The organism is Micromonospora arida (genome assembly GCF_003857035.1).
GTDB lineage: Bacteria > Actinomycetota > Actinomycetes > Mycobacteriales > Micromonosporaceae > Micromonospora > Micromonospora arida.
The window spans coordinates 65,398-81,592 of the sequence record NZ_QGSY01000159.1 but is presented as its reverse complement, the minus strand read 5'-3'; the positions used below and the strand labels follow the sequence as shown (position 1 = coordinate 81,592).

Here is a 16,195-nt window from a genome sequence, read left to right as displayed (position 1 = left end):
GACGCGCGCGATGTGGGAGGCGTGTCGTGGCGCTTGCTGAGGCAGGACTGCGCGGCCACGGGGTGGAGCTACAGCCACTGGATGAGTCTCACGTGCACAGCCTGGTCGACGCGGCCAGCGACGGAAACCTCTGGGAATTGTTCTTCACGAGCGTTCCCACCCCCGACACCATGGGCGAGACCGTTGGGCGATTCATCGTCGAGCGGTCCGCGGGCACGATGCAGCCCTTCGCCGTGTGCCTCTCCGGCACCGGCCAAGCGGTAGGGGTGACCAGCTTGTGCCACATCGACGCGGCCAACCGCCGCGCCGAGATCGGCTACACCTGGTACGCAGCCTCCCAGCAAGGAACCGGCATCAACGCAGCCTGCAAGCTCCTGTTGCTGCCACGCGCCTTCGACGACATGGGCTGTATTGCGGTCGAATTCCGCACACACTGGCTCAACCACCGCTCGCGGAAGGCGATCGAACGTCTCGGAGCCAAACAAGACGGAATCCTGCGCAGCCACACGATCATGTCCGATGGAACGGTGCGCGACACCGTCGTCTACTCGATCATCGCAAGCGAGTGGCCCGCCGTCCGGGCGGAACTCAACCGTCGCCTCACGACGCCGAGATAGACGCGCCACCCGGCAGAAATCCACCCGCTCCTGCACTCGCCCTCAACACTGCCGCAACCAGCGGCTGCCACCAGCCCGGCTACCAGCCACACCAGCGCCGGCAGGAAGCGCACTTGGCGGTCAGGTCCCACAACTGCTGGTACGTCAAGTGCGTACCGCCCGGCGCCTGGTAGCTGCGCCCGGCCGACGAGCACGGCCGGTGCCGGATTCGCGGACCGATCCGGGTATCGAGGTGTCAGCCGACCCGGTAGACCCGAGTCAGCGCGATCCGAACGGGGTGGAGCCCTGGCTGGACGTGATGCTGACAACGCTGCTGCTGTTGGAGTCGCGGCGAGCGTGGCACGATTACCGCTTCGGTAGTTGCCGTGACGATCGCATTCACCCGAGCTAATCGTCTGCTCCCGCGTGGAAGTGTGGTGACGCGTGTTCCGCTCAAAAAAGGCCGGCGCGGTCCCATTGCCGCACGTCCGCCGAAGGCAGCGTGCCTACGCGATCGGCATCGGAGCCGGTCTGGCGCCGATCATCATCGCGTGCCTTCTTCTGTGGCCCGACGGTTCACCGGAGCCACCGCCTCCGCCGAAGGAGGCCGCATGCGGCACGAAGATCACCGTGATGTCGTCGACCGAGAAGGCCGTGCTGCTGAAGGCTCTGGCCCAAGAATTTGTACAGACGCCTGCCGGCTGTTACCAGGTGGAGATCACAGCGACAGGTTCCGGTGCCGCGCTGACTGCTCTGGCAGGAGGGCTGCGGGCGGGCACTGGCTCCGCGGCGGACCTTCCAGAGGTGTGGAGCCCCGCATCGAGCGTCTGGTACCGGCTGCTTGAGAGACGCACGGACAAGAGCGGGAAGGCGCTGTTCGACGAGGTCCTCGCTCCGATCACCCAGACTCCGCTGGTCATCGCCCTCCCTAAGCCAATCGCCGAGGAGTTGACAAAGACGGAGCCACTCACCTGGGACCGGATTTTGGGGCTGGCGAACGACCCCGCCGCATGGAAGGAGCTGAGCAAGGACCAATGGGGGCCTTTCACCCTAGGCAAGACCAACCCCAATTTCTCCACGGCCGGGTTGACTTCGCTCCTGACCGAGTACGCGGCACTTTCCACCGCCAACCCGGGTGCCATTAGCGAGCCCGACACCCGCGACGGCGTCCTGCAGGAGAAGCTCAAGACGCTGGAGCTCGCCACCATCCACTACGGCAAGACCACCCTGGACTATCTGTGCAAGTTGGCGGCCGCGGACAAGGACAGTGCCGCAAACGCGCTCAGGTATGTGAGTGCCGTCCCGGTCGAGGAGAAGTCGGTCTACGACTACAACAGTGGCAACCGGGACTGGTGCGAACACAAACTTGAGCCGAAGGTTCCGCTTGTGCCGGTGGCTCTGGCTGACGGGACGATCATGTCCGACTCGCCGTTCGCAGTGCTAGCCGGTGCGACACCCGACCAGGTCGCCCTGGCTCACCAGTTCCACGCCTGGCTTGGCGAGCAAGATCAGCAAAAGACATTCACGGAGGCTGGTTTCCGCCATCTCGACGGCACCCTGGACGAGGCTGTGGCCAAGGAACTCGGAGTGACGAAGACGCCTCTCACCAAGTTCACGCAGCTGCCGGACGGCCTGGTCATCGACGCAGTGCTGAACTCCTGGGAGAACATCCGAAAGCCCGCCCGGGTTCTGCTGGTCGTCGACACGTCGCTGTCGATGAAGTACAGCATGATCGACAACGTCCCAGCCGAGACGGGTGAGGAGAGCCGGCTCGATCGCGCCAAGGACGCGTTGACCAGTTCCCTAGCGGACTTCAGCCGGCGTGATGAGGTGGGGCTGTGGACGTTCTCCGGCGACAGTTCCAGTTCCGACAAGCCGTATCGGGAGGTGGTGGCACCAGGGTTGATCGACACAAAAGGAGAGGAACTTGCCAGCGGAATCAACCGGATGCAACCCAGCGGTGCGACCGCGCTGTACGTCACGATCGCAGCCGCCCACGACTGGCTGGAGAAGTCCACCACCGGGTCGTACATCAAGGCCGTCATCGTACTAACCGATGGCGCTGACGCCTATAAGGGCGGTGCCTACAAGCAGAGCCAGCTCACGCAGGCGATCAGCGCCTCGGGCGCCGCCAGGGACCCGGTGCGGGTCTTCCCGATCGCCTACGGTGTCGACGCGAAGGGGGAAATGTTGGAACAACTAGGTACCATCGCTTCGGTCAGTGGCGGGGGGAGCTACCCCGCAGTGGACCGTTCGACAATTCGGGAGGTCCTGCTTGAGGTGATCAGCAACTTCTAATCAGCGGGAACGGAAGCCGTCGTCCTGACCCTCAGCGATCACGGTGGTCACGTAGCAGAGCAGGGCCGCGGTTGTACCAGCGATCACACCGGCCACTCCGCCGGCCACTGCCGTCACAACACCCCCACCGAGGGTGCCGAGCAGACCGGACACCACCGCCGGTCCGGACCGCCAAAATCGGAGGCGACGCGTCTTGTCTCTGGTGACGACTAGTTGAGGCGCAGGCACCGTCTCGGCCGTTGCCGCCGATACCTCAGGCGCCAGCGGGTGCGAGGGACCTTCGGCGGCGTGCCGATCCGATGGCTGATAGGCGCGATTGCGGACCAGGGGCAGGTCACTGAGGTTGCCGTGGTCACGGCGATCCGGTCTCGGGTACGACTTTCTGGGCAACCCGGCGTGCAGCTCGCGGTAGATGTTGTCGAGAGTCAAGAAACCCTGGTTGGACAGACTACTGATCCCGCCCTTCAGCAAAATCAGCAGAGCATCGGTGAATGCAGTGTTTCGTAGTCCCGGAGGCGCGGTGCTGGCCTGGTTCCGTCCCGTGGAGGTCAACACGTAGGCACCCTCAATACTCTGCAGGTTGCTCTCGACGCCCATCTGCGCGTGCACATTCCCCGAGAAACAACAGTCGAGGATGACAACCTTTCGTCTCGCGCGGCTGTCCAGCACCACCTCCCTTATGTGCTTGTACTCCAGGGCGCTCGAGTGATTGTCCCCGGAGGAGTCGTTGCACGTCAGGTAGAGAGCCGAGTCTTTTGGGCTCAGATAACCATGTCCCGCGTAGTAAAAGAGCAGCGTGTCGGTTGCCTCTCGGGCTGCCTTCTGAAGCGGAGCGATGATCCTCTTGGGGTCCCACGGGTCGAGCACGGCCTTCACATTATCGGGAGGGAGCCCCCAGATGCTGGGGTCGATGATGGCCACCTTCAGGTCGATCAGATTGTTCTCGACCGCAGGCAAAGCCCTGTAGCTTTCGTCCTGATAGGAGGCTGTCCCGACGAGTAGCACTCGAGATTCGGCAGGGTCAGGAACCGGCACGTCTACTCTTCCTCGTCCTCGAATAGCCGCACGATCCGGTCGATCGTTGCGGGGTCGCCGGTGATCTCCAACCTCTTTCCGTTTCGGATGATCGTGACCTTCTGCTGCAGGTTGGCAGGACGGCTGTCCCGCCAGGCGAGAATCGCGATCACGAGTGCCGCCGCGTCCAAGCCCGTGTCGGCGACAAACTGCACGACATCACCGACGATCCCCATCTGGCCAGGGTCTGGCACCTCGTCTACCGGCTGTGCGATCGCGTGCCGGCCGACGTGCGAGTCGTCGCGCAGCCATGACCGCAACGATCGCAGGTCGTCGGGTTCTGGATCACGAGCGGGTATGCCGGGCTGATCCGTGCCGGCCAACTCCAGTCGGAAGGAGACCACCAGGGCGCCGGAGGTGCTGTCGGACTCCGCAGGGGATGTCAGGTCTGCCACGGTCTTCCCTTCCCGACGTGCGTAGCACCGCACCGTCTATTCACGAAAGCGTATGCCCTCCAAGCGTACAAAAGAATTCCCAGCTGGCGGTGCCGCGGAGGGGCCTCGGCTACGCCAGTACTGTCCAAGCCCGAGAGACGCAACTCCCGACGCAGAGCCAGGCGCGGTGGCCCGAGATGACATTTGGACGGACAGTCGAATACCCGACTCAAGCCAACCGAGAGGGTTCAGGCAAACGCCCGGGGTCCCACGGATCTTGGTCATTCACGTACCGTGTTTCCATCTTGCCGTGGCGGGTGCACTACGGACAGTATTGACCGTTGAACGCCGCGGGCGAATGCAGCAGGGCAGCAGGCATGAACGCCTCAAGCTGCTGAGTCTGGACTTCCTGAGGCGGCGACTCCGCCGTGCGCGAGCAGGCCAATCCTGCGTTGCGCGAGACGGGACGTGAACTGCGACCCGAGGAGCGCTCCGGCTTCCAGCGGTTCCTGAGCCGGCGCTTCAGGACCTTTCTCCTCCGTCTTCAGACGGAGGAGCGCCGCCAATTCGAGGGCGGCCTGCACCGCGGCGGCGTACGCCTCGAAGAGCACATTGGCGAACCCCTGGGGCCGAGTTGGCTGCGTCAGTCGCGAGCGACCGTGACAGCTGAGACCTCTCGCTGGATGTCGACCATCACGCGTACGGAGCCAGCCTGGTCCGCAGGAGCCCCGAGCGGAACGTCGAGGAGCACACCTGGCTACGCGACACCTGGCGGACGCTGGACGACTTCGACGCGGAATTGGACGCTGCGGCTCGCCTGCCCGGACGGACGGACGGGCATGTCGAGCTCAACGGCTGTCCGGCGTTGCACATCCGCGGATGCGGGATCACCAGCATGGACGCTCGCGGGGCCTGAGTCTGTGAGACCCCACAAGCCTGAAGCAACCCAGGTTGACTATCCACATATAAGCAACTACGGTTGCTTATATGCCCGTGGAGATTTCCGCCTCTGGAGAAGTCGCCGACCGCCTCGCGTCAGTCGGCGCGCTTCGGCGGTTGGCTGACCGGGTCGAGGATGCCGCCGTCGAGGAAGCGATGCGGTCCGGCTGGGGCTGGCCGCAGGTGGCCGAGGCGCTGGGCGTGACCCGCCAGGCGGTTTACAAGAAGCATGCCAAGCGGCTCATCGCCGCCGGCGTCGCGCTGAGGAGGCGTGCGGGATGAGCAGTTTCGACCACTACCTCAACAGGATCCTCGTCGCGGCCGGGTCCGAGGCTCGCGCCGAGGGCTCTACCGTGATCGAGGCCCACCATCTGCTGCTCGCGATCGCCCGGGACGGCTCGCCCGTGCTGGCCTCGGCTGGCCTCGATCACGCGGCAGTTCGCGGAGCGCTGGACCGCGAGTTCGAGCGGAGCCTGGCCGCCGCCGGCGTGCGCGTCGACGGCGGGCTCCCGCTGGCGACCCCGTTGGCAGAGGGCTCGCCGCAGTTGGGTGCCACGGCCAAGGCCGTGCTGGAGCGGGGCTTCGCGGCGGCCCGCCGCAAGCGCGACTGCCGACCCGGGCACGTACTGCTCGGAGTCCTGCTCACCCCGGTCGGCACGGTGCCCCGGGCGCTCGAGCTGGCGGCGGCCGACCGGGACGGACTTGCCGAGGACGTACGCCGTGAGATCGCCGGCGGCGGCGATGACCGCTGACGACACCCTCGTGGTCGACGTGGCCGCCCTCCGGATGCGGTACGGGACGACCGAGGTACTGCACGACGTCACCTTCCAGGCCCGCCGCGGCGAGGTGCTGGCGCTGCTCGGGCCGAACGGGGCCGGCAAGACCTCCACGATCGAGATCCTGGAGGGCTTCCGCACCCGGTCGGCCGGACACGTCCACGTGCTGGGCACCGACCCGGCGCGGGCGGGCGAGGACTGGCGCGCCCGGGTAGGCGTCGTCCTGCAGTCCTGGCGCGACCATGGCAAGTGGCGGGTCCGCGAACTGCTGACGCAGATCGCCGCCTACTACACCGGCTACACGACGCCCTGGGATCCCGCCGACCTGGTCGCCGCGGTCGGTCTCGATAGGCAGGCTGACCAAAAGATCCGCACGCTCTCCGGTGGCCAGCGCCGCCGCCTCGACGTGGCCATCGGCATCGTGGGCCGCCCGGAGGTGCTCTTCCTCGACGAGCCGACCGTGGGCTTTGACCCGGCGGCCCGCCACGATTTTCACGACCTCATTCGCGCTCTCGCCACCGAGCACCGCACCACCATCCTGCTCACCACGCACGACCTGGACGAGGCCGAGCGGCTCGCCGCACGCATCCTGGTGCTCGACAACGGCCGGATCATCGGCGACGGCACCGCCAAGCAACTGTCCCGCCGGATCGCAGGCCGGGACGAAGTGCACTGGTCCCTTGACGGCGAACGATTTAGCCAACCCACCGACCACCCGGCGCGGCTGGTCTACGAGCTGTACCGCGAGCACGGCGACGACCTGCACGACCTCGACGTGCGCCGGGCGTCGCTCGAGAACACGTACCTGACCCTCATGCGCCGGGCGGAACAGGCACACCAGGGCGCGCCGGCGGACAGAGAACTGCGATGAACCCGGTACGGATCGCCCTGCGAGCCGGCCGCTCCCGCGGCCTGGTCGAGTTACGGCAGTCGGTCACCAACGGCGGCGACCTGTTCAACCACGTCTTCTGGCCGGTACTCATGCTGATCACGCTGTGGTTCCTGCGGGACCGACAGTTCGGGCCGAGCGGGTTCCCGCTCGGCGCCCTGGCCCTGCCGAGCATCCTCGGCATGAACACGGCCATGGCCATGGTGAGCATGAGTCAGCAGCTGACCGCCGACCGCGAAGACGGCACGCTGCTTCGCGCGAAGGCCATACCGAACGGCATGCTCGGCTACCTGACCGGCAAACTGATATCGGTCTCCGGTGGCCTGCTCATCGAACTCGCAATTTTCCTGCTACCCGCACTGCTGCTGGTGGATGGGCTGAGCACGGCCCGGCCCACCGCCTGGATGACCCTGGTCGCAGTGCTCATGCTGGGCCTGATCGCCACCTTGCCGGCCGGTGCCGCGCTCGGCTCCATCTTCACCAGCGCACGCAGCCAGGGCATATTGACCCTACCGATTCTCGCGGTGATCGCCATCTCCGGCATCTTCTACCCGATCACCGTGCTGCCGCAGTGGCTCCAGACCGCGGCACAGGTGTTCCCGATCTACTGGCTGGGCCTGGGCATGCGTTCAGCGCTGCTCCCACCCTCGGCGGTCGTCGTCGAAATCGGTCACTCCTGGCGGCACCTGGAGACGGTCGCCGTGCTGGGCGCCTGGGCAGTAGCGGGGCTGCTGATCGCCCCGGTGGTGCTGCGCCAGATGGCCCGCCGCGAGTCCGGTTCCAGCGTCGCCGACCGACGCGATCGGGAACTTCAGCGGGCCCGCTGACACGCCTCTACCCCGCAAGTGTCGAACCCCCACGCCTCTCGGCACACGGGCCTGAGCCGTGTGTGTCTACCGCGTTCCACCACGAGCGCGTGGTGCCGACGCCCGTGTTGCCCTGCCGAATTTAAGGTCACTCCTGCGGCGCGATCAGCCGGTCGTCGCTGGCGTCGTGGACCGTGATCGCCTCCACCGGGCACGAGTCGGCGGCGTCGAGGATGACATCGGCCGGGGCGACCACGTCCGCCAGCGGCGCGGACAGGCCGCCGACCAGGCGGAAGTGCTCGGGCGCGGTACCAGCGCAGATGCTCGTGCCGATGCAGCGGCTCGTGTCCACCCCGATCCGCCAGGCGGTACTCACCAGGCCACCGGCATCCCGAGCAGGCCCCGCACCAACATGCCCCGCTTCCACTGCAGTTCGGCTTCCGGTACGGCGAGCCGCAATCCGGGCAGGCGAGTCACGAGGGTGGCGACGGCGACCTGCAACTCCATGCGGGCCAGCTGCGCGCCGACGCAGTGGTGTACGCCGTGCCCGAAGCCCATGTGCGGGTTCTGCTCGCGCTCGAGATCCAGCCGGTCCGGGTCGGCGAAGACGGTACCGTCCCGATTCGCCGACGACAGGGAGCCGAGGACCGGCTCACCTGCCCGGACCAGCACCCCGCCGACCTCGACGTCCTCCTTGGCGTACCGGGCGAAGGAGGAGCCGACGCCGAGCGGCACGTACCGCAGCAGTTCCTCGACCGCGGCCGGCACCAGCGACGGGTCGGTCCGTAGCCGAGCGAGCTGGTCCGGATTGTGCAGCAGGACGTAGACGAAGTTGGGGATCTGGGTCACCGTGGTCTCGTGGCCGGCCGCGAGCAGCCCTCCGGCCAGCTCCACCAGCTCGGTCTCGCTGAGCCGATCCTGATTCTCGTCGCGGGCCCGCACCAACGCGCCGAGCAGGTCGTCGATTCCCGGCTCGCGGCGGCGCTCGGCGACCAGAGCACCGATGTAGCCCCAGAGATTGTTCAGGTACTCCTGGATCGTTTCCATGGGCAGGGATGTGGTCGAGACGATCGCCTCGGACCAGATGTGGAAGCGGTCGCGGTCGGCGTACGGGACCCCGAGCAGCTCGCAGATCACCTGGATCGGCAGCGGCGTGGCGACGTGCTCCACCAGGTCGGCCGGAGGACCGAGCCGGACCATGTTGTCGACCAACCCGTCGGCGATCTCCTGGGTGCGGGGTCGCAGCGCCTCTACCCGACGTGCCGTGAACGCCTTCGCCACCAGCCGGCGCAGCCGGGTGTGATCGGGCGGGTCCATGGTCAGCATACCGCTGTACTGCTGGCGCGGGGTGAGCCGGGGCTCGTCGCGCTGGACGGCCGGGGCGCGGCCGAACCGCACGTCGCCGAGGACCGTACGGACGTCCTCGTAACGGGTGGCGAGCCACGCCTCCTCGCCGTAGGGGAGCTTCACCCGGGTCATCGGCTCGTTCTCGCGCAGCTCGCCATAGGTCGGGTCGACGACGAGGCGGTCGGGCACACTGAACGGGTACGGCCGCGCGGGCGGAACGCTTCGGCTCTCGGTGGTCTGCGCGCTCTCCGTCATCCGGATTCCCTTCGTCGAGACGGCGTGATCCTCAGGCCGGCACCACGTTCGTGGCGGCGCCGGATTGCCAGCGTCCAGGGCTTGCGGACAGCACACATCAACGCTCAGTAATCCGTCGATGTCGGATCGTAGCGAGAGATGTCGATGATCGCCATGGAGGTTGGTTCCGCATCCGTACGCGAAAGCGTTCTCGTGGCGAACCGCTCGCGAGGTCTCGTCCTCGACGACCAGCCATTCCCCCGTGTCGGTCGTCGCGACTTCGACCAGTCGGAAATCTTCGGCAACGCGCCTCGGTTGCAGAGACCTGGCGCAGGTCGCACGCCGCCGCCGGGGTGCGGCAGCAAGGCCGCACCCCGGCAGGGACACCAATCGGGACTGACATCACGACCACATGTGTCGAGAGCCGCCGAGCCACCCGGGCTCCAGGTCAGCAGCCGAGCCGCTTGCTCGAGAGGGCGATGTCGTCAATCCAGAGGTCGAACTCGCCCGGTGTCGTGCCGCCCTGGTAAAGCTGCCAGCCGATCTTCACCGTGTCGACCGTCGGCAGGACGAAGGGAACGTCGTTGCCACCGTGGTCGCTGGTGGAGGCTGTCAGCTCCGGGTTCGCCACGCCATCGATCCACACCGCGACGCGGTTGTCCGCCGCGTCCATCTTCCACTCGAAGCACTGCCAGGTGTCCTCAGTGACCGGGGCGGACTCCCGCCAGTTGGTCCAGTCGCCGGTCGGACCGCCGTCGGCGCCGACCCCCCAGAAGGTTCCGGGGACCGTGGGCGCGTACTGCCCACCAACCGGACGGACGACCTCCGCACTGCCGGTGCCGGTCGCTTCCACCAGCGTGAAATGCGCCCAGTCCGGGGCCGTGGGGAAGGCGTCGACGCGCAGACGCATCCGGCCGTAGAAGCGGTTGCCCGGCGCGGCGAAGTCGTCGACGCGCAGGAAGGCGCGTCCGTTGTCAACCGTGTGGATGTGCAGCACCTGGTTGCCACGGCGGGCACGTTCGACGGTGAGCGTGCCGTGGCGGGTGTCGACGCCCCAGTTCAACGTGCTGGGCCCCCCGGGAGGCAGTCGCTCGAAGTCCTCACAGAAGAGCAGGCCGCGGGGGCACGAGGGCGGGGAGGCCCCCGACGCGCCGGCCGGAACGCTCCCGACTGCGGCGCCGAGGATCAGGGCGGCGCTGAACACCGCGAGAAATCTGCGCATTGTCATCCTCCAAGACGGCTGGTCGCCAGCCACCAGGGCTGGGCCAGCAGGAACTTCCGGCCGTGCGACGCTGAGGTGCTCCCGCCTGCACCGTTGCGGCGCGGTTGCCTCCGCGCTGCGGCGATCCGAGCTATTCCGGCATGCCGCTTCAGCTACGACCACATCGATGAACGTCATCATATGTGAAGAGGTTGACTTCGGCGGGCCAGAGGAGGTCGGGCCTGAAGCCGGGCGGGTGCAACCACGAGCATCGGTACGGCCCGACGTGCCAACTCCCTGCACAGGCCGAGTGGATCTACATGATCAACAATGGGCCTTCCGGCGTTGACTCGGAGCCAGGAAAGCGCAACGCTGTGGAAGCGCTCCCATCGTCGAGCTCCTATGCGAAAGGAATGCTCGTGCGACCCACCACAGCTCTACTCCCCGTCGTGCTCGCCACGGCCCTCGGCGGTCTGGCCCTGCCGGAGCCCGCCCTGGCCGCGACCGGCCCGGCGCTGGCCGTGGACACCACTGCCGCCCGGCACCAGATCAGCCCGTACGTCTACGGCATGAACTTCGCCGACCAGGCCCTCGCCCGCGACCTGCGGCTGCCGGTGCACCGCTACGGCGGCAACGCCACCACCCGCTACAACTTCCGTGCCGACACCACCAACCGTGCGTCGGACTGGTACTTCGAGAACATCCCCAACGACAACCCGAGTCCGGGCGACCTTCCCAGCGGTTCGGAGACCGACCGGTTCGTGCAGCAGAACAAGGCCACCGGCGCCGCCACGGTCATGACCGTGCCGATGCTCGGCTGGATCGCCAGGGACCGGTCGCGGGCGTGTGGCTTCAGCGTCGCCAAGTACGGCCCGCAGGAGTCCACCGACACCTGGGCACCGGACTGCGGCAACGGTAAGAAGCCGGACGGTTCACTGGTCACCGGCAACGATCCGAAGGACACCAGCGTCGCCGTCGGTCCGGAGTACGTCACCGATTTCGTCAACCACCTCAAGGGGCAGTTCGGCGCCGCCGCCAACGGCGGGGTCCAGTTCTACAACCTGGACAACGAGCCGGACCTCTGGCAATCCACCCACCGCGACGTCCGCCCCACCGGGATGGGCTACGACGAGCTACGCGACCGCACCTACGGGTACGCCGCCGCGATCAAGGCTGCCGACCCCGGCGCGAAGACGCTCGGTCCCGTCGGCTGGGGCCTGAACTCGATCCTCTATTCGGGCCTCGACCAGGACACCTGCTCGCGCACCGGCTGCTGGTCGAACCCACCGGACAAGGCCGCGCACGGCGGCCAGGACCTCGGCCCGTGGTACCTGGACCGGATGCGCGAGTACGAGCAGCAGCACGGCACCCGCATCCTCGACTACTTCGACGTCCACCTCTACCCGCAGCAGTCCGGCGTGCTCGGCGACGCGGCCGGCGACGCCGACACCCAGGCGCTGCGGCTGCGCTCGACCCGCCAGCTCTGGGACCCGACCTACGTGGACGAGAGCTGGATCAACAGTCCGGTCCGCTTCATCCCGCGCCTGCGCGAGCTGGTCGACCAGCACTACCCGGGCACGAAGGTCGCGATGACCGAGTACAACTGGGGCGGCTTCGGGTCGCTCAACGGCGCGCTCGCCCAGGCTGACGTACTCGGCATCTTCGGCCGCGAAGGGCTCGACCTGGCCACCCTCTGGACCGCACCCACGGCCGACCAACCGGTGGCCAACGCCTTCCGCGTCTACCGCAACTACGACGGCAAGGGCGGCGCGTTCGGCGAGACCTCCGTCCAGGCGACAAGCGCCGACCAGGGCAAGCTGGCCGTGTACGCCGCCGAGCGGAGCGCCGACAAGGCACTCACCCTGGTCGTCGTCAACAAGACCGGCGACGACCTGACCAGCCCGATCGCCCTCACCGGAGCCTCCGCCAGCACCGCTCAGGTCTACCGTTACAGCGGGGCAGACCTCGCCGGCGTCGTCCGGGAGGCCGACCAGCCGGTGACCGCCAGCGGCCTCACGGCCACCTTCCCGGCCAACTCGATCACCCACCTGGTGCTGCCGCGCGACACCACGCCCGGCGACACCCAGGCCCCGACCGCCCCGGGCAAGCCGACCGCCAGCACGATCACCGGCGACAGCGTCGCGCTGGCCTGGACGCCGTCCACCGACGACACCGCCGTCACCGGCTACGACGTGCACCGGGTCGACACCACCGGCACCGTGAAAGTGGGCAGCGCCACCGTCACCACGTACACCGTGAACGGGTTGACGCCGGACACCCCGTACACCTTCGTGGTCACCGCCCGCGACGCGGCGGGCAACGTCTCGGCGGCCTCCCCCGGCCTGACCGTACGGACCGCGCCCACCGCCCCGACCGTCGGCTGCACGGTCGGCTACACGGCGAACAGTTGGCCGGGCGGCTTCACCGCGACCGTGACGGTCAAGAACACCGGCACCACCGCGATCGACGGCTGGAAACTCGCCTTCGACTTCCCCACCACCGGCCAGAAGGTCGGTCAGGGCTGGTCGGCCACCTGGAAACAGAACGGAACGAGCGTCACCGCAGACAACATGAGTTGGAACGGCAAACTCGCCCCCGGCGCGTCGACCAGCACCGGCTTCAACGGCACGTGGAGCGGCACCAATCCGGCGCCAACCGCCTTCAACCTCAACGGTCAACGCTGCGGGTGACCTGAGAGATCCCTACTCCGTACCGACGGAGTAGGCCGGAGGGGGCCGGGGCGCAGCGGCACCCCGGCCCCCTCCGGCCTCGAGCAGCCCTCCGGGCCAGACCCGTGGCGTGCTCGGGTGCCATCAGCGGCAGATCTGCGCTCGGACCTCTGCGACCGCGTCGGCAAGGGCTTCCACTCCCTCGGTGATCAAGCGTTCGGTGAGGGTCGCGTAGCCGAAGATCAGCCCGCCGGGTCCGGCGGGGCTGAGTCGGTACCGGGAGACGCCTTGCACGCCCAGTCCGCGCCGGGCGGCGGCAGCCACGACCAGGGCCTCGTCGAGGTCGTGCGGGAGCCAGGTGACGACGTGTTGGCCCGCCGCGACACCGACCGGTTCCAGGTCGGGCAGGCGTGCACGCAGCGCGGCCAGGAGTGCGTCGCGGCGGCGGCGGTAGACCGGGCGCATGCGCCGTAGGTGTCGGTCGAATTCGCCGCGGGTGAGGAAGTCGGCGAAGGTCAGCTGGTCGATGACGGCAGACCCGCGGTCGGCCCGTACCTTGGCGGCCGTGATGTCGTCGACCAGGTGTGACGGCGCAAGCAGCCACCCGAGACGCAGCCCTGGCGCCAGGGTCTTGCTGGCTGTGCCGCAGTAGACGACGGAGTCGGGTGCCAGCCCCTGCATGGCGCCGACCGGCGAGCGGTCGTAACGGTACTCCGCGTCGTAGTCGTCCTCGATCACCACGGCGCCGCGATGCTGCGCCCAGCCGATGATCCGGGCCCGCGCCGTGGCCGACAGGACGCCGCCGGTGGGCCACTGGTGCGAGGGCGTCAGCACGACGGCGTCCGCGTCGGCCCGCTCGAGCTTCTCGACGAGGATGCCGTCCGGCCCGACCGGGACGCCGATCACGTCAAGGCCGAGGGCGGCCGCGACGAGGCGGGCGTCGTCGTCCGCGGATGGGTCCTCGACGGCCACCCTGCGGGCGCCGCGCGCCGCGAGCACCTGGAGTATCAGCGCGACGCCTTGACCGTAGCCACTGCAGATCACGACGTTCTCCGGGCGGGCCGATGTGCCGCGGACCCGGCTGAGGTAGTCGATCAGGGCTGCGTGCAGTTCGGGTACGCCACGGCCGTCGAGGTAGGCGAAGCGTTCGTTCGGCGTGGTCGTGAGGACCGTTCGCACCGAACGCAGCCAGGCGGCCCGGGGGAATGACGACACGTCGGTGCGGCCGTACCCGAAGTCGATCCGGGCCGCCGGCCGATCCCCGCCGCGCCGACCCGCCGACGGAGGAGCCGACTCGACCGCGACCTGGGTGTAGCCGCCCGCCCGACTGGTGAGGTAGCCCTCGGCGACGAGTTGCTGGTAGGCCTCGACCACGACGCCGCGTGAGACTCCCAGATCGGCTGCGATGGTGCGGGTGGGCGGCAGGGACGTCCCGAGACGCAACCGGCCGGCCCGGATGATGTCCCGGATCGAGGCGGCAATCTGCCGGTGCAGCGGTTCGGCCGCGGACCGGTCGACATGGATGAGCAGGTCCTCCGCCGTACTCGAATTGGTCCTGGTACGGCCCATGAAATCGGACCTTACCGGGTGTACCGATTTCCGTCAGGCTCAGACGTATGACGACGACCAGTCCCCGCTTCGACGGCCGCCTCCTCACCCCGGGTGATCCGGGTTACGACGCGGCCCGCACCGTCTGGAACGCCATGATCGACCGGCGCCCGCGGATGATCGTGCAGGTCGCGAGCGTCGCCGACGTGGTGGCCGCGGTGCGCCTGGCCCGCGAACTCGACCTGGAGATCGGGGTACGCTGCGGCGGGCACAACGTGGCCGGCCTCGCCGTCCCCGCGAACGGCCTGATGATCGACCTGACCCCGTTGAACGGCGTTCGGGTCGACCCGATCCGGCGACGGGCCCGGGTCCAGGGCGGCGCGCTGCTCGGCGCACTCGACCGGGCGTCGCAGCCGTACGGCCTCGCCACGACCGCCGGCAACGTCTCGCACACCGGGGTCGGCGGCCTGACCCTCGGCGGCGGTATGGGCTGGCTCGCCCGCCAACACGGGTTGGCCTGTGACAACGTCATCTCCTACACGATGGTCACCGCGGACGGGGAGGTGGTGACCGCGAGCCGAACCGAGAACCCCGACCTCTACTGGGGCCTGCGCGGTGGGGGCGGCAACTTCGGCATCGTCACCGACTTCGATTTTCGACTGCACCACACCGGAACGCGGACCCTGGTCGCCGAGTTCGACTTCCGCGCCGAGGACGCCGTACCGGTGCTCGAAGGCTGGCGGGACCTCAACGCCGTCGCACCCCGGCAGGCGACCTTCACCGCCGACGTCCACAGCACGGCCAGGGGCCCTCTCGCCACCGTCGGCTTCGTATGGGTCGGCGACCCGGCACAGGGTCACCGGTTGCTACCGGCACTGCGCGCGCTCGGCCGCCCGGTCGCCGAACGGGTCAGCACGCCGTCGTACCTGGAACTGCAGCAACGCGACGACACCGTCGGCGGCCACGCCTACCGCCGGTACTCCAGTGCGCACTACCTGCGGCAGTTCCCCACCGCCGCGATCGAGGCGTTCCTGCTGCGCGGCGCGTCGGACCTGCACACCGGCGCCCACCTGGCCAACGTCGGCCTACAGGCGCACGGCGGCGCCATCGCCGACGTCGCGGACGCCGACGCCGCGTTCAGCCACCGCGGCACCATGTTCGAGTTCGGCGCCGGCTCTCGCTGGACCGCGCCATCCGAAGACGACATCCGGATGGCGGCGGCTCGCAGTGCCGCAGCCGCGCTCGACCCGTACGCCGACGGCGTCTACGTCAACTCGCTCGCCGCCGACGAGGGGCAACGCGGGGTACGCCGCGCATACCCGACCGCCAAGCTCGCCAGGCTCACCGCGCTCAAGACGATCTGGGACCCACGCAACGTGTTCCACCTCAACCACAACATCCGGCCCCACAGCCAGTAACGCAGCCGGCTACTCCTGCCCCAGCC

Annotated in this window: 14 protein-coding genes; 8 read left to right on the top strand and 6 right to left on the bottom strand. The window is 68.3% G+C overall.

The genetic code is table 11. The features are described from left to right. The first annotated feature begins 26 nt into the window (after positions 1-26). Together DLJ58_RS12425 and DLJ58_RS12420 are read left to right on the top strand one after the other, a co-directional pair. Complete coding sequence (locus tag DLJ58_RS12425) at positions 27-617, top strand: GNAT family N-acetyltransferase (RefSeq protein WP_124855959.1); 591 nt, start codon at positions 27-29, stop codon at positions 615-617. 423 nt (positions 618-1,040) lie between these two features. Beyond that, positions 1,041-2,894, top strand: a complete 1,854-nt coding sequence (locus tag DLJ58_RS12420; RefSeq protein WP_124855957.1) for a vWA domain-containing protein — start codon at positions 1,041-1,043, stop codon at positions 2,892-2,894. Here the strand turns inward: DLJ58_RS12420 and DLJ58_RS12415 are convergent, their stop codons facing one another. After that, positions 2,895-3,929 (bottom strand): caspase family protein, encoded by a 1,035-nt coding sequence (locus tag DLJ58_RS12415; protein WP_158629577.1) that lies wholly within the window; start codon positions 3,927-3,929, stop codon positions 2,895-2,897. Between the two features lie 2 nt (positions 3,930-3,931). Continuing rightward, positions 3,932-4,363 carry an effector-associated constant component EACC1 gene (locus DLJ58_RS33820; protein ID WP_158629576.1) on the bottom strand — a complete coding sequence of 144 codons (432 nt, stop codon included), beginning with the start codon at positions 4,361-4,363 and terminating at the stop codon, positions 3,932-3,934. Positions 4,364-5,329: 966 nt separating this feature from the next. On the opposite strand from DLJ58_RS33820, the gene DLJ58_RS12410 reads away from it, so the two are divergent. The 4 genes from DLJ58_RS12410 to DLJ58_RS12395 are packed head-to-tail and all read left to right on the top strand — an operon-like array spanning position 5,330 to position 7,773. Then, a complete protein-coding gene (locus DLJ58_RS12410) occupies positions 5,330-5,563 on the top strand; it encodes a hypothetical protein (RefSeq protein WP_124855953.1) in 234 nt (77 codons plus the stop codon). Continuing rightward, on the top strand, positions 5,560-6,033 hold the full coding sequence (locus DLJ58_RS12405; protein WP_124855951.1) for a Clp protease N-terminal domain-containing protein: 474 nt from the start codon (positions 5,560-5,562) through the stop codon (positions 6,031-6,033). Before DLJ58_RS12410 ends, DLJ58_RS12405 begins: the two co-directional genes overlap by 4 nt. After that, positions 6,023-6,928 carry an ABC transporter ATP-binding protein gene (locus tag DLJ58_RS12400; protein WP_124855973.1) on the top strand — a complete coding sequence of 302 codons (906 nt, stop codon included), beginning with the start codon at positions 6,023-6,025 and terminating at the stop codon, positions 6,926-6,928. The genes DLJ58_RS12405 and DLJ58_RS12400 overlap by 11 nt, the downstream gene beginning before the upstream one ends. Continuing rightward, the gene (locus DLJ58_RS12395; RefSeq protein ID WP_124855949.1) at positions 6,925-7,773 is read left to right on the top strand and encodes an ABC transporter permease; all 849 of its coding nucleotides are present in this window, start codon (positions 6,925-6,927) and stop codon (positions 7,771-7,773) included. The genes DLJ58_RS12400 and DLJ58_RS12395 overlap by 4 nt, the downstream gene beginning before the upstream one ends. Positions 7,774-7,900: 127 nt before the next feature. On the opposite strand, the gene DLJ58_RS12390 is transcribed toward DLJ58_RS12395, so the two are convergent. The 3 genes from DLJ58_RS12390 to DLJ58_RS12380 all read right to left on the bottom strand — a co-directional run bounded on the left by DLJ58_RS12390 (position 7,901) and on the right by DLJ58_RS12380 (position 10,555). Continuing rightward, complete coding sequence (locus DLJ58_RS12390) at positions 7,901-8,128, bottom strand: ferredoxin (protein WP_124855947.1); 228 nt, start codon at positions 8,126-8,128, stop codon at positions 7,901-7,903. Next, on the bottom strand, positions 8,125-9,354 hold the full coding sequence (locus DLJ58_RS12385; protein WP_124855945.1) for a cytochrome P450: 1,230 nt from the start codon (positions 9,352-9,354) through the stop codon (positions 8,125-8,127). The genes DLJ58_RS12390 and DLJ58_RS12385 overlap by 4 nt, the downstream gene beginning before the upstream one ends. Positions 9,355-9,781: 427 nt before the next feature. Continuing rightward, positions 9,782-10,555, bottom strand: coding sequence for a hypothetical protein (locus DLJ58_RS12380; protein ID WP_208741051.1), 774 nt, complete (start codon positions 10,553-10,555; stop codon positions 9,782-9,784). A 398-nt stretch (positions 10,556-10,953) separates the two neighbouring features. Between DLJ58_RS12380 and DLJ58_RS12375 the strand changes: the two genes are divergently transcribed. Continuing rightward, positions 10,954-13,224 (top strand): glycoside hydrolase family 44 protein, encoded by a 2,271-nt coding sequence (locus tag DLJ58_RS12375; protein ID WP_124855941.1) that lies wholly within the window; start codon positions 10,954-10,956, stop codon positions 13,222-13,224. A 123-nt stretch (positions 13,225-13,347) separates the two neighbouring features. Here DLJ58_RS12375 and pdxR read toward each other — a convergent pair whose 3' ends face one another. Then, positions 13,348-14,772, bottom strand: coding sequence for a MocR-like pyridoxine biosynthesis transcription factor PdxR (gene pdxR, locus DLJ58_RS12370; RefSeq protein ID WP_124855939.1), 1,425 nt, complete (start codon positions 14,770-14,772; stop codon positions 13,348-13,350). Positions 14,773-14,819: 47 nt separating this feature from the next. Between pdxR and DLJ58_RS12365 the strand changes: the two genes are divergently transcribed. Then, positions 14,820-16,169 carry an FAD-binding oxidoreductase gene (locus DLJ58_RS12365; protein WP_124855937.1) on the top strand — a complete coding sequence of 450 codons (1,350 nt, stop codon included), beginning with the start codon at positions 14,820-14,822 and terminating at the stop codon, positions 16,167-16,169. The last annotated feature ends 26 nt before the right edge of the window (positions 16,170-16,195 follow it).

What these genes read in the sequence shown, in the direction of transcription:
- pdxR (WP_124855939.1), bottom strand. Translation starts at nt 14,772, where the DNA reads ATGGGCCGTACCAGGACCAATTCGAGTACGGCGGAGGACCTGCTCATC.
- DLJ58_RS12405 (WP_124855951.1), top strand. Translation starts at nt 5,560, where the DNA reads ATGAGCAGTTTCGACCACTACCTCAACAGGATCCTCGTCGCGGCCGGG.
- DLJ58_RS12395 (WP_124855949.1), top strand. Translation starts at nt 6,925, where the DNA reads ATGAACCCGGTACGGATCGCCCTGCGAGCCGGCCGCTCCCGCGGCCTG.
- DLJ58_RS12400 (WP_124855973.1), top strand. Translation starts at nt 6,023, where the DNA reads ATGACCGCTGACGACACCCTCGTGGTCGACGTGGCCGCCCTCCGGATG.
- DLJ58_RS12380 (WP_208741051.1), bottom strand. Translation starts at nt 10,555, where the DNA reads ATGCGCAGATTTCTCGCGGTGTTCAGCGCCGCCCTGATCCTCGGCGCC.
- DLJ58_RS12385 (WP_124855945.1), bottom strand. Translation starts at nt 9,354, where the DNA reads ATGACGGAGAGCGCGCAGACCACCGAGAGCCGAAGCGTTCCGCCCGCG.
- DLJ58_RS12365 (WP_124855937.1), top strand. Translation starts at nt 14,820, where the DNA reads ATGACGACGACCAGTCCCCGCTTCGACGGCCGCCTCCTCACCCCGGGT.
- DLJ58_RS12410 (WP_124855953.1), top strand. Translation starts at nt 5,330, where the DNA reads ATGCCCGTGGAGATTTCCGCCTCTGGAGAAGTCGCCGACCGCCTCGCG.